The sequence below is a fragment of the Nocardia sp. NRRL S-836 genome, assembly GCF_001279525.1.
GTDB lineage: Bacteria > Actinomycetota > Actinomycetes > Mycobacteriales > Pseudonocardiaceae > Lentzea.
In genome coordinates, this window is record NZ_LGDY01000036.1 from 123,775 (window position 1) to 138,862 (window position 15,088).

Below are 15,088 nucleotides of genomic sequence, written 5' to 3' on the forward strand. Positions count from 1 at the left end.
ATGGGACAGCTCGAGGTCGAGTTCACCGGATCACGCGAGGGCTCCGGGCCGGTCACACTCGGACAGGCCAACGTTCTGGAGTGGATCGGCGCACAGGAGCAGGAGCGCTCCGACATCCTGTGCCGGTTCGTGCCCGTGCCACCCGGCCGTGGACTGGAGGACGTCCGCGAGTCGCTGGCCGTTCTGCTCGCGCGCCACGAGTCGTTGCGCACCACCGTCCAACCCGGTCCCCACGCGGTCCAGACCGTCGCGCGCTCCGGCACGCTGGTCGCCGAGATCCACGAGGGCGACACCGAACCAGCCCTGCGGGAACGCATCGCGGGCACCCGGTTCGACTTCGGCCGCGACCTGCCGTTGCGGGTCGCGATCTCCACCTGTGACGGCGAACCGCACGTGGTGGCGCTCGCGCTGTCCCACCTGGCCGCGGACTTCGCGAGCATGGAGCTGCTGGCCGCGCAGTTCGCCCGGATGCTGGCGGACCCGGCCGAGCGCACGGCCGGGCCCCTGGCCCTGCAACCACTCGACCAGGCGGAGCACGAGTCGCAACCACCCGCACGACGCCGTGCCGCCTCGGCGTTGCGGTTCTGGGAGACGCAGCTGCGCCGCATGCCGCAGGCGATGTTCTCGCACCCGCCGCTGGGCCCGGCCGGATGCCGGGAGGGCTACCTGAGGTCGCGCGCGGCGGGCCTGGTGCTGCCGTCCCTGGTGGCGCGCACCGGTGTCAGCCACTCGACCGTGCTGCTGGCGATGGCGGCGACGCTGCTGGCCGTGCGCACCGGCAACCCGCGCGGCGCGCTGGTGTCCATCTGCGGCAACCGCTTCCGGCCGGGCATGGCCTCCTACGTCGGGACGATCGCCCAGGACGCCCTGGTCCCGTTCGAGTTCGGCTCGTCCACTGTGGACGACACGGTGCGCGGTGTGCGGCTCGCGACCATGAACGCCTACCGCTACAGCCAGTTCGACGCGAGGAAGCTCTGGCCGGTGATGGACGCCGTTGCCGACGAACGCGGCACGCGGTTCCAGCGCGACTGCGTCTTCAACGACGTCGGCGCGCACCAGGAGGACCGCGTGATCGACCCGGCGCCCGCGTATCCGCAGGACGTGGCCGCCGCGTTGCGGGACACCGCGTTCCAGTGGCTGCCCGCGTCGTCCTACCCCGTCGCCTGCTACTTCACCGTGATCCGGGCGGGCCGTGAGGTGGAGCTCGCGCTCTACGGCGACACCCGGTACCTGCCCGAGCCGGACATCGAGGCGTTCTTGCGCGGGGTGGAGGCGCTGGTCGTCGCCTCTGCCACGCGGCCGGTGCCGGTGGCGGAAGTGGCCGCACTGACCGGGATCACGCCGATCGACCGTGGCACCGGCTGGGTGTGGCGGGACTCGTGCTGGGTGGAGATCGCGGCGGTGCAACGGTTGCTCGACGACGTCCTCGACGGCCCGGCGCGGGTGTTCGACCACGACGGGGAGCTGGTCGCCTACGTCACCGGGCCCATGACGCCTCGCGAGGTGCACGCTCGGTGCCTGGCCGCCCTGCCCGGCCGCTACACCACGGTCGCGCCGAACCGGTACGTCGTGGTCTCCCGCGCCCCCGGCGACCTCACCGACCGTGCGGCATGGGCGGCCCAGCCCGTGCTGGCCGGCGGAACGGGCCGGTCAGGCGAGACCACGTGAGCCGATCCGCTGCGCGACCCCGACCCTCGACTTGACGCCCAGCTTCGTGAACACCCGCGCGAGGTGCGCCTCCACCGTCTTCACCGACAGGAACAGCGCCGCGGCGATCTCCCGGTTGGTCAGCCCGGCCGCCACGAGCTCGGCCACCTCGCGTTCCCGTCCGGACAGCGCGTCCACGGTGCCGGCGGCTTCGGGCCGGCGCGGCCGGGGAGCCCTGGCACCGAGCCTGCTCTCGCTGTTGCGCACCGACGCGAGCAGCCAGCCCGCGTCGCACGCCGCGTAACCCTCCTTGGCCCGGCCGAACCACGTTCGCGCGCCCTGCAGATCCCCGGCAGCCGCAAGGCTTTCCGCGCCCAGGGCGGACGCCATCGCGACGTGCAGGGGAGACGCGGCACGGGTGAACCACTCCGCCGCGGCCTCGGCCTCCGTCACCGACGCGGGCAGCTGCCCGCAGTGGGCGAGCACACGGGTGCGGGCCAGGTGTGCCAGGCCGCGGTGGAACGGCAGCTCCAGCGCCGCAGCGAGCCCCAGTGCCTGCTCGGACAGCTCCAGCGCCTCGTCCCACGACCGCAGCGCCGACTTCGCCACGGCCAGCGACGAGCGCCAGTGCACCGCCGCGAGCCCGGTGGCCTCCGAATTTAGGTACCCAGCGACGCGCGTGACGACAGCGGCCGGCCGGTCGGCGAGCAGCAGCGCCGTCACCACCGCGGCGTCTGCTTCGGCCGTCCACCAGGCAGAACCGGTCGCCGCGCTCGCCGCCAGCTCCAGCGCGGCGTGCGGACCCTGCCGCCACACGGCCGTCCGCAGCCGCACCGCCGCTGCCATCGCCATCAGCTCCGCGCTGTCGATGGCGGCCGCGGCGTCGTAGGCCTCCAGGCCCTCCTGCCACGCCACGTCCAGCCGCCCGGTCCGTTCCGCCAGCGCCGAGCTCGCGATCAGCAGGTACGGCATGACGTGCGCACGCCCGTTGCCCTGAGCGATCTGCTTGCCGCGCGCCAGATGCCGCTCCGCGTTGCCGTACTGCTCCAGGTGCAGCTCCAGCCACGCCAACGGCGGCAGCACGTGCAGGTGGTCACGCAGTTCCGCGTCGCCCAGCCCGTCCACCCCGCGTGCCGCCTCCGCCAGCCGCTCGCGCGCGGCCGGCACGTCACCCTGCAGTAACGTCGCCAGCCCCAGCAACGTCATCCCCGCCGCGACCTGCCCGAGATCACCGCCGCGCAACCCGTCCTCGGCGGCATCCCGAGCGTGTCTCGCACACGCCACGAGGTCGCCCTGCAACAGCTCCGCCGCCGCCAGCTCCACCACCAGCGGCCCGCTACCCTCACCGCCGGTGAGGAGCTCGGCCTCCAGCAACGCCCGCGACTCGTCCAACCGCCCGAGCAGCCGATCGGCCAACGCGTACAGCCGCACCGCCTCACGCCGCTGACCTCCGGCGCGGTCCAGCACGTCGTGCAGGATCTCCCGGCTCTCCCCGGGCCGGTCGCTCAACGCCACCGCCCTGGCCAGCAACACCAGCAGCTCCGCCCACCGCGGATGCGACTCCGGCAACATCCGCACCGCCGCACGCAGCCAGTCCGCCGCAGACGCGGGTGCCGTCTCCAGCGCGACGGCCGCCGCGTCGACCAGCGTCTCCGCCGCGTCCTGAGCACCGGCACCCGCCCTGCTCAGGTGGTGCGCGCGCCGAGCCAACGGCCCGCCCCGCGCCCGCAGGTGTTCATCCGCCCGGCGGTGCGCGGCGATGCGCCACGCCGGTCCGGCCGACTGGTAGGCGGCAGCCAGCACCAGCGGATGCCGAAACCGGAACCGCGCGCCCACCGTGTGCAGCACCCCCAGCGCCACGAGCTCGTCGAGCGCCGCGAACACCTCGCTCTCCGGCCGACCGGCGATGTCCGCCACGAGGTCCGGCTCAGCGTGATCTCCCGCGACGGCGGCGGCGTGCGCGACCAGCCGCGTGTCGTCGCCCAGCGTCCGCAGCTCCGAGGTCAGCAACGCCCGCAGCCTGCGCGGCATGTCCTCCGGATCACCGTGATCACGGGTGGCCAGCGCGGCCAGCGTGCCCTCGTCGGCCGGCGCGAGAGCGTCGAGGTAGAGCGGGTTCCCGCCGGTGACCGCCACCAGCAACCGTCTTCGCCGCACCGGCAGGTCCGGCAGCAGCTGCGCCACCGCCACCTCGTCCAGCGGCGCGGGCGCCAGCCGCGTCACCGCCGCCCGCGTGCGCGCCAACGCGCGGGGCAGCCCCGGCGGCACGCGGTGTCCCTGATACGCGACCGCGACCAGCAACGGCGCCACCGGCAGGTCCAGCAACAGGTTCTCCAGCAACTCCTGCGACGCCTCGTCGGCCAGGTGCAGGTCGTCCAGCAACAGGGCGAGCCCCGGCGGCCGTGCCCGCCGCGCCAGCACCTGGCGCACCGGGCCGTGCAACCGGTGCGCCTCGGTACCGGCGCCCATCTCCGCGACGATCGAGGAGATTTCCTCGTCCGCCTCGGCGACGACACCGAAACGCTGGTCGCGCGCGTAATCCCCGGCTGTGCCCAATACCAATTCCAGTGAGTGGTCTTCAACCGTTCGGGCTAGCTCGTCGAGTAATCGGGTCTTGCCTATTCCGGTTTCCCCGTAGATCTCGACCACCTGCGGTTCACCGGCCACCACACGTGCCACCACCTGCTGCAACGCGTCAACCTCTGATCGTCTGCCGACAATTGGTGACCTGGCACCCGGCACGTCGTCTCCCCGCATTCCGCAATTCCACCCAACTGCGAACGCGTCGATGTTATGGGCCGTGTACGGGCACCGTCGATCAGCTCATCGGACGCAGCTCATTCCACCGGCTCGCATCGGAAAATGCTATTGCGCCGATAGAACGCGTCACGGGGACACGGGCGCAACCTGATCACTGCTCGGACGTCCTGTCGGCATGACGTCCATCCCGGAAGCGGCTCACGCCAACGACTACGACAGCATCGCCGAGGGATACGCGGCCGAGAACGAGACCAGCCTCATGAACGCCTACTACGAGCGGCCGGCGATGCTGGATCTCGCGGGCGCCGTGACCGGCCGGCGCATCCTCGACGCCGGCTGCGGCGCGGGGCCCCTGTTCGCCGCGCTGCGCGACCGGGGTGCGGTCGTGACCGGCGTCGACGCGAGCGCCGGCATGCTGGAGCTGGCCCGGCGGCGGCTGGGCGCCGACGCGGACCTGCGGGTCGCCGACCTGGCCGACCCGCTGCCCTTCCCCGACAACACCTTCGACGACGTCGTCGCGTCCCTGGTGCTGCACTACCTGGAGGACTGGGGCCCGACACTGGCCGAGGTGCGACGCGTGCTGGCCCCCGGTGGGCGGTTCATCGTCTCGGTCGAGCACCCGTTCGCCATCACCATGATGCAGCGCCTGGCAGGGGAGAAGACCAGCTACTTCCAGACCCGCGACCGGACCGAGGAGTGGGCCATGGGCGGGCAGACCGCCCGGATGACCTTCTGGGACCGCCCGCTGCACGCGATGACCGACGCGTTCACCGCGGCGGGTTTCCGCATCGACGTCATCAGCGAACCGCCGCCCGCGCCCGCCGCCCGCGAGGTGTTCCCCGAGGTGTTCCGCGAGCTGTCCGGCACGAGCTTCCTGGGCTTCCTGTTCTTCGTCCTGCGGGCCGGCTGACCGCCGCGGCCTTCACCCACCGGTCCTCAGGGGGCGATGTGCAGGAAGACGTGCGTGGTCGTCCCCTGCGGGACGGTGTGGACGCGCACGAGGTCAGCGAGCTGGTTGACCAGCAGCAGGCCGCGACCGCCTTCTTGGTCGAGGGCTGCGGGGCGGCGACCGGCGAGAGGATCGACGAGGTGACCGTTGTCCTGGACCGTGCAGACGAGGTCGTCGCCGACCCGCCAGATGCTCAGCCGGCAGGACCCACCGGCGTGCCGGAGGCTGTTGGAGACGAGCTCCGTGGTCATCAGCGCGAGGTCGGCGGTGCGGGAGTCGGACAGACCGAGGCGGCTGGCGTGGGCGGTGGCGAAGCGGCGGGCGTCGCGGATGCCGGCGGAGGTGGTGACCTCGAGCGTCACAGCGTCCGGGGCGATGTCGAAGGGCTGGTTGTAGCGGTCGACCACGGCGTCGGGGGCGTAACGGTCACTGCCGTGGCGGCCACCGGTCTCCCACACCAGCGGGTGGGTGGCCAGTGCGTCGGTCACGACGTCTTCGTCGAGCGCGGCGGTGTTATAGGGGCAGGCGATGGTCACGTCGCGGCCGGCGAAGGCGAGGTTGATCAGGGCTTCGTGCTGGGCGCAGGCCGGGTATTCGACGTCCGTGCGACCGGCCCAGATGGGCTCACCGATGATCCGGACGTGGTTGTCCGGGTGGAGGTCGGCGAACCGGCGCAGCACCATGGGGATGATCCGGCTCGGGTTGCGGCCCTCCACCTCCATGTCGAGCAGCAGCACGTCGTCGGCGGCGGCGCCGAGGCCCTCGCGCAGCAGCCCCAGTTGCCTGGCCGGCACGGAGGCGGCGACCGGGTGGCCCTGCTCCAGGCCTTCCACGACGAAGGGCACCAGCAGGTGCAGGTACTCCTCGTCGGAGGAGTAGAACACGGCGGGGTGGACGAACTCGCCCAGGGGGAGGTCGGTGATCGTCATGCGGCGCTCTCCACTCGCACGTTCGTCAGGTCGAGCAGCTTCACCAGGACGGCCACGCCGGGCCAGGAGGTGCGCAGCACGACGGATGCGTCCCGGTCAGCGGCGTGGTGGGACAGGCGCAGCAGGGCGCGGTGGTCGAGGAACGTGAGGCCGGTCGCGTCGAACACCAACCGCCCGTCGTGGGGACGGAGCTCGGCGCGTCGCAGGGCGAGGGCGAACTGGTCCTCGCTGAGCTGGTCCACCTCGCCGGCGAAGGCCGTGGCCCGGTCGTCGGCGGCGTGCAGCCGGAAGCCGGGGGAGGAGGTGTTGGCGTTGGGGTGCAGGCAGGCCAGCTGCGTGAACGTGTGGTCGTCCACCTCGTCGGCGGCGTAGGCGCACATCGCCGAGAACGGCCGGTCGACCATGTACCGGTCGATCCGGTGCTCGTAGCGGGAGAAGGCGTCCAGCTGCGCCGGGGTGCGCACCAGCGCGGTGCAGTCGGCCGCGACGCGGAACCCGGTGAACCCGGCGGCCAGCGCCGCCTCCGTCGCCGCGGCGTAGGTGCGCACCTGTGCCGCCGCCTCGACCACCGTGCCCACCGGGTAGGCGCTGTCCAGCGAGGTGATCTGCGCGGCCCCGGTCTCCAGCGCCTCGTGGATCCCGTCGATCCCGTCGAGGTCCTCGGCCAGCGCATCGGGTGCGCCGGTGCCGATGTAGCGGACCCGGTGTCCGAGGGCCAGCCCTTCGGACAGGAACTCCTGGACCCGGTACCGGAGATCGCGCTTGTCGCGGTACCGCCAGCACACGTGGTCGTGGGAGCCGAACCCCCGCCCGTTCTCCGCGAACCCCGATCTGCGCTTGCCCGTCACCCCAACCACCTCTCACCTGCGACGCGGCGGTCGTTCCGACCGTCGGCCCGGGCCGGGTCGGGGCGCATGTCGTTGACCCGCCTGCTGGTGAAAGGTACTCCCGGCCAGTGCAGCTCGGAGGCGCGACCGGCGGTGACCCGGAACGCGGTCACGACCTTCCCAGGGGGCCGCGGGCCTGCGCCGTGGTGATCTCGGCCCAGACGACCTTGCCCTCCTCGGTGGCGCGGGTGCCCCACCGGGTGGCGAAGGCGTCGACCAGCAGCAGCCCGCGGTGCCGGTCGTCCTGCGGGCCGGCGTCGAACAGGCGGGGCCCGGAGGTGCCGTGGTCCGCGACGTCGATGAACAGCCGTGAGTTCTCGCGGTGCAGGCGCAGCACGACCGGGCGGTCGGCGTGCTGGACGGCGTTGGCGACCAGTTCACTCGTCACGGTGAGCGCCGCGTCACGCACCTCGGCCAGGTCCCACCGGGTCAGCTGCTCGCTGACGAACGCGCGAGCCCGTGCCGCGACGGCCGGCCCGCTGTCCAGCGGCATGGAGGCCACCTGCCGGTCCGCCGCCAGGCGGTGCACGTGCAACAGCGCGACGTCGTCGTCGTGGCGTCCGGCGGTGAGGCGGTCGATGAGCTTGTCACAGGCGACCTGGAGGTCCACGTCCGGTGGCAGGGAGCCGATCTCCTCCAGCAGGGCGTTGATGCCCGTGGTGAGGTCGCGGACCCGGCTTTCGACCAGACCGTCGGTGTAGAGGGTCAGCCGTGCGCCCACCGGGAACGACGTCTGCCGCTGCAGGAACGTCTCACCGACGCCCAGCGGCATGCCCAGCCCCTCGCCAATCAGGTCGATCGTGCCGTCGGGGTGGGTCAGGACCGCCGGCAGGTGACCGGCGTTGGCGAAGGTCAGGGTGTCGTCCGCGGGGTCGTGCACGGCGTAGAAGCACGTGATGAACGTGGCTTTGGGGGTGACGCCCGCCAGCGCCGTCGCGTGCCGCAGCACGTCGGAAGGAGGGAGGTCCAGCAGCGCGTAGGAGCGCACAGCCGTACGCATCTGCCCCATGACGGCCGCCGCCGTCACACCTCGGCCCACGACGTCGCCGACCACGAAAGCGGTGCGTCCGGCGGGCAGTTCGAGCACGTCGAACCAGTCACCGCCGACCTCGGAGCCGGTGGCCGCCGGCAGGTAGCGGGACGCGATGGCCAGACCGCTCACGTGCGGCACCGCGGGCAGCATGCTGTGGGTCAGCTCCGACGCCGTCGAACGCTGCCGGTCGAACAGGCGCGCGTTGTCCAGGGCGATCGCCGCGTAGCCCGCGATGCCCTCGGCGAGCTGCTGGTGCCGCTCGGTGAACCGGCCGGTCTCGTGGTGACCGAAGAAGAACCCGCCCAGCACCTCCCGCGACGACGGCGAGACCACCGGGACGGCCAGGTAGCTGCGCACCGGCAGGTGCCCCGGAGGCATCCCGTTGTAGGGGTCGTTGCGGCCGTAACGCGGGTCCCGGGTGATGTCGTCGGAGCGGACCGTGCCCTCGCCGTTGAAGGTGACGGAGAACACGTCAGTGTTGCGGGGCATGGGAAAGCGCTCGAACGCCGACTTCGGCACACCCGACAGCGTGTAGAGGGTGTAGGACTCGCCGTACTGGTCCACCAGGTTGTAGAAGAACGCGCCGAACTCCGCCCCGGCGGCCTTGGTCGCGGCGTCCGTGGCGTCCTGGACCAGGGTGTTGAGGTGGAGCTGTGAGGTCAGCCGGCGACCGACGACCTGGAGGGTGTCGACCAGTTCGGCTTCGGCGCGCAGCCGGTCGACTGTGCTTTCGAGGTCGGTCGCCTGCTCACGGGAGGTGTCCTCCAGCACGCGGAGGTGGTCGAGCAGGGCGTCGCGCTGAGCCGCCACGTCGACCTCACCGCGTCCGGCCAGGGGGTGGGCCAGCAACCCGGCGCGGACGCTGACGGCCACCGCCCGGAACATCTCCGCGGTCGGCTGCGGGATCGGCACACCCACCGACAGCACCACGCAGAACAGGCCACCGTCCGGCAGCGCACCACCGAACGCCAGCGCCGAGCGCACGCCGTGGTCCCGGACGAAGCCCTGGTCCGGAACGTGTTCGCTGCCGTCGGCGTCGGGCACGAGGAAGACACCGCACCGCTCGCCCGCGTCCAGCGCCAGCCCGCCCGTGTTCCGCAGGCCCAGCACGGCGGCCAGAGCGTGGGCCATCGGCGCCGCAGCAGCGGCTTCGACCGAGGTCGGCGCCAGCACACCGGAAGTGCGGCGCACGGCCGGCGCGTCCTGGGCGGGTTGCGCACCGGAGCCGGCTTCCAGCACCAGGCACCACGTGTCCGGACCGGCGTCATCCGGCTCGGACCGGCGCGCGACCTCCTGGAGCGCTTCGGGCAGCTCGGCGAAACGGCGGGTGGAGAACAACCGTGCCGACAGCACGACCGAGTTCCCGTGCTCGTCGGTGAAATGGCCGCGCAGTCGTTCCACGACCTCGGCGGCGGCTGAGCCGAAGTCGTCGGCGTCCTCGGCCGCGGCGCGCAGTCCCGCGGTCAGCCGCACCACGTCCGACAGGCCGAACGAGGCGAAGTCGCCACCGTCCCGGGCGCGCCGGGGGGAGAAGTCGTTCACAGGGCTGATCCACCAGGTGCTTCGGGCACGCGCGCGTGGATCGTCAACAGCTGGTGCAGCGAGGTGAGCTTGATCGCCGACTCGACCTGGGGCCGCAGCGCGGCCAGGTGCAGTGCGCCACCCGCTGCCTGGGCGACCTTGTGCAACCTGACCAGCGCGCTGAGCGCACTGGAGTCGCAGAAGTCGAGCCCGGACAGGTCCAGCACCAACGTCCGGCCCTGGGCCGCGAGCGGTTCGACCACCTCCAGCATCCGAGGGGTCGTGCCGAAGTCGAGCTCCCCGACGACGGCGGCGACCGTGTCGGCACCGCGGTCGTGAACCCCGATCTCCACTGGCAGAGCCTGGCTCATCCTCGCCTCTCCTCGTTCGCGAACTCACCCAACGTACCCGCACGGCCGGAACGGACCGCACACCCGGCTCGGTGCCGCGCTCCGCCATGTCCACCGCGGAGCGTCGATCCGGTCTGGCTCATCACCGCCGCCGGCCTGCCGAGGTGGAGGCATGCGCCGCACTCGCCCGTGCGGCGTTCGCCCACCACGCGGCGCGGTGCGGCCGTCAGAGATCGGCGTGCCGCTTGATGTGACCGTTCTGCATGACGAAGTCGACGTTTCCGGTGCAGTCGATGTCGTCGAAGGGGTTGCCGGGCATGGCGACGAGGTCGGCGAGCGCGCCGGGGCGGATGGTGCCGCGGTCGGGGGTGGCGAGCAGCGCGGCGGCTTCGGAGGTGGCGGCGCGGAGCGCGCGCAGCTTGCTGATGCCGCTGGACACCATGGCGGGGAACTCGCGCCAGTTGTCGCGGTGGGGCAGGACGCTGGCGTCGGAGCCGAACGCGATCCGGACCGCTGAGCCGGCGGGGTGGGAGGCGTGCTCGCGCAGGCGGTCGGCGTGCGTGCGGAAGGTGTCCCTGAGGTGGTCTGGTTTGTCCGTCCAGAAGTCGTCGTCGTCGAGGTGGCGCAGGCACTCGTCGGTGACGAACCGGGTGGGGACGAGCCAGATGCCCCTGTCCGCGAGCGTGGCGAGGGTGGAGGGGCTGGCGAGTGAGGCGTGCTCGACGGAGCGGACGCCGGCGTGGGCGGCTCGCAGGATGCCTTCGTCGTTGAACGCGTGGACCGCGGCCGGCTTGCCCAGGTCGCGCGCGGTGGCGACGAGGGCGTCGACCTCGGCTGAGGAGTAGGTGACCAGATCGGGGTCGTCGTGCTCGGAACCGAACCCGCCGGTGCCGGCGAACTTGATCCAGTCCGCGCCTTGCCGCGCTTCGACGCGGACGGCCTGGACGACCTTGTCGACGCCGTCGGCGAGGGCGCCCAGCTCGACGCCGAAGCGTTCGGCCAGTCCGGCGGACTTGTCGCCGTGCCCTCCTCTGCCGGAGATGATGCGCGGTGCCACCAGCATGCGCGGACCGTCGACGGTCCCTTCCCGCTGCGCGTGCTTCAGGTCCACGGTGATGGACGGGGGCGCGCACCCGAGGTCGCGCACGGTGGTGAAACCGTTGTGCAGCAAGGTCCGCAACGACGTCAGTGCCGCCAATGTCTGCGCGCTGACGGAGGTGTCGGGTGCCAGGTCGGGCACGACGTGGACGTGGCAGTCGATGAACCCGGGAACCAGGGTGCGATCGCCCAGGTCGATCACCTGCGCCCCCGGTGTCCGTGCGGGGCCGACGTCCTGGATGCGGCCTTCTCTGACGAGCACCGCGGTCCGTCCGGAAGGACGGTCGGCGATCCCGTCCCAGAACCGGTCGGCGACCACGACCAGAGAGTTCGTCGCGATTGACATCGACTTCCTTTCCCGTTCGCCGACCGCAGGCCGGGGCTGGACTTCCACCCTTGTGCGGGGATGTGCACCCGAAAAGCGCATGCCCGGCGGATTGTTTGCTACCGCCGGTGGGCTCCTGCCTCTGTTCGAGTGACAATTCTTCTTCTTTGTCGATCTTATCAATTGCAAGTGCTTCTTGGCGGGTTGAAGACCTCTCGTGCGGGCACCCCAATTGCGGGACCAGTGTCAAGAAATTCCGCGTGAAACTGAATTCGGGTGAAGACCGTGGAGGACGAAGGTGGGCGACACGACGACCGAGAACCGGTCATTGCTCCTGGGCGAGGATTCCCTGGACCCGTTGACGGTGGCAGGCGTCGCCTCTCGTGAGTTCCGCGGTGGAATACGGCTGTCCGACCGGGCGGTGGAGCGGGTGGACGGCAGTGCGGCGCTGCGCAGCGAACTGGTCGAGGCCGGACAACCGCTGTACGGGGTGACCACCGGCTTCGGCGACAGCGCCCGGCGGGTGGTGTCCTCGGACAAGGCGGTGGAGCTCCAGCTGGGCCTGGCCGAGTACCACCTGGCGGGAGTCGGTCCGCCGGCGCCGCCGGAGGTGGTGCGGGCGACGATGCTGATCCGGGCGAACTGCTTGGCCAAGGGCGCCTCCGGGGTGCGCCGCGGCCTGGTCGAGCTGCTGCTGTCCTGCTTGGAGAACGACCTGGTCCCCGTCGTGCCCCAGCGCGGTTCGGTCGGCGCGAGCGGTGACCTGACGCCGTTGTGCTACATCGCGAACGCCCTGCTGGGGCGAGGCGAGGTGGTGGTCGGCGGTGAACGCCGAGCGGCGTCCGAAGCGCTGCGGGAGTGCGGGTTGACGCCGTGGGAACCGGAGCCCAAGGAGGTGCTGGCGCTGATCAACGGCACGTCGTTCTCCTCCGGCTTCGCGGTCGTCGCGCTGCAGCGCGCCACCCGCCTGGCCCACGCCGCCGAAGTGTGCACGGCGATGGCTTGCGAGGCCCTCGACGCCGACCGCAGCCACTACGACCCCGTGATCCACGAGCACAAGCCGCACCCCGGGCAGCGGGCCAGCGCTGCGGCCCTGCTGTCGCTGCTGGACCGGTCAGGGCTGGTCGAGGACCACCCCGCGTCCCTGGGCGATGACGAGCAGGTCGACGGCGACTACGAGGAGCTGGACCAGCCGATCCAGGAGCCGTACAGCCTGCGGTGCGCTCCGCAGGTGATCGGGGTGTTGCGCGACACCCTCGACTGGGTCGCCCGCTGGCTGGAGGTGGAGATCAACTCGGTGGACGACAACCCGTTGTTCGACACGGACACGGGCAAGGCGTACAGCGGCGGCAACTTCTACGCCGGTCACGTCGGTCAGGCGATGGACTCGCTCAAGGTGGTGACGGCGTCCATCGGCGACCTGCTGGACCGGCAGGTCGCGCTGCTGGTGGACGAGAAGTACAACCGCGACCTCACCCCGAACCTCATCCCCCGCACGGACGACGACGACCCGCACGCCGGACTGCGCCACGGCTTCAAAGCCGCCCAGATCACCTGCTCCGCCCTGGCGGCGGAAGCGCTCAAGACCACCATGCCCGCCACCGCGTTCTCCCGCTCCACCGAGTGCCACAACCAGGACAAGGTCAGCATGGGCACCATCGCCGCCCGCGACGCCCTCGCCGTGGTCGAGCTGGTCGAGAACATCGCCGCGGTCCACCTGCTGGCCTCCTGCCAGGCGTTGGACCTCCGCGGCGCGGACCAGGCAGCCCCCGCCACGAAGGCCGTGCACGACGTCGTCCGCGAACAGGTGCCGCCGGTGGAGGACGACCGCGGGATGGCGGACGACGTCAGCGCCGTGGCGCGACTGCTGCGCACCGGAGCCGTCCTGCGGACCGGTGAACGGTGAGCGTCGGCGACACCGCCCTCGGTGCATCGACCACTCTGCCCGAGGGCACCGGCGTGACGATGGGGGTGGAGGAGGAGTTCCTCCTGGTGAGCCGCACCTCCCACCTGCCCGTCGGCGACGCCGCGGCGGTGCTGGCCGGCGTGCCGTCCGCGGATCTGATCGGTGAGAGCCGCGCGGTGCGCGAGCTGTGGGACACCGAGGTCGAGGCGTGCACCGGCGTCTGCTCCGATCTCGCGCAGGTGCGGGACCAGCTCGACGGCAACCGCGCCGCGCTGCGGCGTGCGGCCCGGTCCCGAGGCCTGGAGCTGCTCCCCGCGGGACACCCGCTGTTCGGCGCGGAGACCGCGCCACCCAGGCGCGACGGCCACTACGGGTGGATGAGCGACACCTACGCCGGGGCCATGGCCGACCAGGAGATCTGCGGCTGCCACGTCCACGTCGGGCTCGGCGACCGGGAGCTCGGCGTCGCCGTGCTCAACCACCTGGCACCGTGGTTGCCGACCCTGCTGGCGCTCACCGCCAACTCACCCTTCCGGCGCGGCCGGGACAGCGGGTTCCACAGCTGGCGGATGATGGTGCTGACCCGCCTGCCGGCCGCCGCCATCCCACCGTGGTTCGGCTCGCTCGCCGAGTACGACGCCGACCTGGCCCGCCTGCGGGAGTGCGGGCTGCTGCCCCCCGACCACGGCGGCCTGCGCCTGGCCCGGTTGTCCGATCACCTGCCCACCGTCGAGGTCCGCATCGCCGACACCACGCCCACGACCGACGAGGCGGTGCTCCACGCCGCTCTGGTCCGCGGTCTCGTGCGCACCGCGCTGGACGAGCTGGACGTGGGCCGCGAAGCCCGCCGTCGTGGTGACACCGTGCTGGGCGACGCGTTGTGGGTCGCGGCCCGGCACGGCCTCGACGGCCCGGCCGTGGACCCGTGGAACGGCACGCGCACATCGGCGCGCGCAATGGTGTCCCGCCTGTACCGGCACATCGAGGACGCCCTGACCACCACCGGTGACCTCGACGAGGTCCGCACGCTGCTCCAGGCGCTGCTCACCAGCGGCAACGGCGCCATGCGGCAGCGTCTGGCCGCCGCCCGGCACGGTGTGCCGGGCGCGCTCGCCCTGCTCGTCGCGGACACGGGAAGCGGGACACCGCCATCGGCCGGACCGGCGACACCACTGGGGAGGCGAGCGACGTGAACGACGCCCTGCTCGGAAAGCACCTGATCTACCTGTACGACAGCGGGTGGCGCTACGAGTTGTACGTCAAGAACGCCACCACCATCGACTACCGCATCCACAGCGGGCCCGTCGGTGGGCGGTGGGTCAAGGACCAGGCCGTCCACACCGCCCGCCTCGACTCCGGAGCCCACACCCTGTCGTGGACCGAACCCACCGGCACGTCGGTCGCCCTGGTCGTCGACCTGGAGCACCGCCGGCTCCACGGCGCGATCTTCTTCCCCCGCTGGGTGTGGGACGACCCCGCCAAGACCGCGTGCTTCCAGAACGACCACCTCGACCGGATGACCGCCCTCCGCGACCTCGGACCCACCTACCCGGTCGAGGTGGTCGACGAGTCCGCGCGGATCACCTTCATCGACCAGCGGGACACCGACGACGAGACCGTGATCGACCGCGCACCCGACGAACTGCCGGACGGGTACGCCGACCGCACACGGTGAACCGGCCA

11 protein-coding genes are annotated in these 15,088 nt (G+C 72.0%); 5 read left to right on the forward strand and 6 right to left on the reverse strand.

What is annotated here, in order from left to right; translation table 11 throughout:
* Entirely contained in the window at nt 1–1,668 is a 1,668-nt protein-coding gene (locus ADL03_RS06115) for a condensation domain-containing protein (RefSeq protein ID WP_053732374.1), read from the forward strand.
* Here the strand turns inward: ADL03_RS06115 and ADL03_RS06120 are convergent.
* Nucleotides 1,651–4,404 carry an AAA family ATPase gene (locus ADL03_RS06120; protein ID WP_082372920.1) on the reverse strand — a complete coding sequence of 918 codons (2,754 nt, stop codon included), beginning with the start codon at nt 4,402–4,404 and terminating at the stop codon, nt 1,651–1,653. The two genes, ADL03_RS06115 and ADL03_RS06120, sit on opposite strands and share 18 nt — an antisense overlap.
* 178 nt (nt 4,405–4,582) lie before the next feature.
* Between ADL03_RS06120 and ADL03_RS06125 the strand changes: the two genes are divergently transcribed.
* Complete coding sequence (locus ADL03_RS06125; protein WP_053732376.1) at nt 4,583–5,317, forward strand: class I SAM-dependent methyltransferase; 735 nt, start codon at nt 4,583–4,585, stop codon at nt 5,315–5,317.
* Between the two features lie 26 nt (nt 5,318–5,343).
* Here ADL03_RS06125 and ADL03_RS06130 read toward each other — a convergent pair whose 3' ends face one another.
* The 5 genes from ADL03_RS06130 to ADL03_RS06150 all read right to left on the reverse strand — a co-directional run bounded on the left by ADL03_RS06130 (nt 5,344) and on the right by ADL03_RS06150 (nt 11,520).
* Nucleotides 5,344–6,285, reverse strand: a complete 942-nt coding sequence (locus ADL03_RS06130) for an anti-sigma factor RsbA family regulatory protein (protein WP_053732377.1) — start codon at nt 6,283–6,285, stop codon at nt 5,344–5,346.
* On the reverse strand, nt 6,282–7,133 hold the full coding sequence (locus ADL03_RS06135) for an MEDS domain-containing protein (RefSeq protein ID WP_053732378.1): 852 nt from the start codon (nt 7,131–7,133) through the stop codon (nt 6,282–6,284). Before ADL03_RS06135 ends, ADL03_RS06130 begins: the two co-directional genes overlap by 4 nt.
* 148 nt (nt 7,134–7,281) lie before the next feature.
* Complete coding sequence (locus tag ADL03_RS06140) at nt 7,282–9,747, reverse strand: SpoIIE family protein phosphatase (RefSeq protein WP_053732379.1); 2,466 nt, start codon at nt 9,745–9,747, stop codon at nt 7,282–7,284.
* Complete coding sequence (locus ADL03_RS06145) at nt 9,744–10,097, reverse strand: STAS domain-containing protein (protein ID WP_063798488.1); 354 nt, start codon at nt 10,095–10,097, stop codon at nt 9,744–9,746. Before ADL03_RS06145 ends, ADL03_RS06140 begins: the two co-directional genes overlap by 4 nt.
* Nucleotides 10,098–10,302: 205 nt before the next feature.
* Nucleotides 10,303–11,520, reverse strand: coding sequence for an amidohydrolase family protein (locus ADL03_RS06150; RefSeq protein ID WP_053732381.1), 1,218 nt, complete (start codon nt 11,518–11,520; stop codon nt 10,303–10,305).
* Nucleotides 11,521–11,797: 277 nt separating this feature from the next.
* On the opposite strand from ADL03_RS06150, the gene hutH reads away from it, so the two are divergent.
* The 3 genes from hutH to ADL03_RS06165 are packed head-to-tail and all read left to right on the forward strand — an operon-like array spanning nt 11,798 to nt 15,080.
* Entirely contained in the window at nt 11,798–13,405 is a 1,608-nt protein-coding gene (gene hutH / locus ADL03_RS06155; RefSeq protein WP_053732382.1) for a histidine ammonia-lyase, read from the forward strand.
* A complete protein-coding gene (locus ADL03_RS06160; protein ID WP_053732383.1) occupies nt 13,402–14,598 on the forward strand; it encodes a YbdK family carboxylate-amine ligase in 1,197 nt (398 codons plus the stop codon). The genes hutH and ADL03_RS06160 overlap by 4 nt, the downstream gene beginning before the upstream one ends.
* The gene (locus ADL03_RS06165; RefSeq protein WP_197288129.1) at nt 14,595–15,080 is read left to right on the forward strand and encodes a phenolic acid decarboxylase; all 486 of its coding nucleotides are present in this window, start codon (nt 14,595–14,597) and stop codon (nt 15,078–15,080) included. The genes ADL03_RS06160 and ADL03_RS06165 overlap by 4 nt, the downstream gene beginning before the upstream one ends.
* Nucleotides 15,081–15,088: the final 8 nt, after the last annotated feature.

Excerpts from the sequence above, each read along its gene's own strand:
- ADL03_RS06125 (WP_053732376.1), top strand. The coding sequence starts at position 4,583 with ATGACGTCCATCCCGGAAGCGGCTCACGCCAACGACTACGACAGCATC.
- ADL03_RS06130 (WP_053732377.1), bottom strand. The coding sequence starts at position 6,285 with ATGACGATCACCGACCTCCCCCTGGGCGAGTTCGTCCACCCCGCCGTG.
- ADL03_RS06145 (WP_063798488.1), bottom strand. The coding sequence starts at position 10,097 with ATGAGCCAGGCTCTGCCAGTGGAGATCGGGGTTCACGACCGCGGTGCC.
- ADL03_RS06150 (WP_053732381.1), bottom strand. The coding sequence starts at position 11,520 with ATGTCAATCGCGACGAACTCTCTGGTCGTGGTCGCCGACCGGTTCTGG.
- ADL03_RS06120 (WP_082372920.1), bottom strand. The coding sequence starts at position 4,404 with ATGCGGGGAGACGACGTGCCGGGTGCCAGGTCACCAATTGTCGGCAGA.
- ADL03_RS06115 (WP_053732374.1), top strand. The coding sequence starts at position 1 with ATGGGACAGCTCGAGGTCGAGTTCACCGGATCACGCGAGGGCTCCGGG.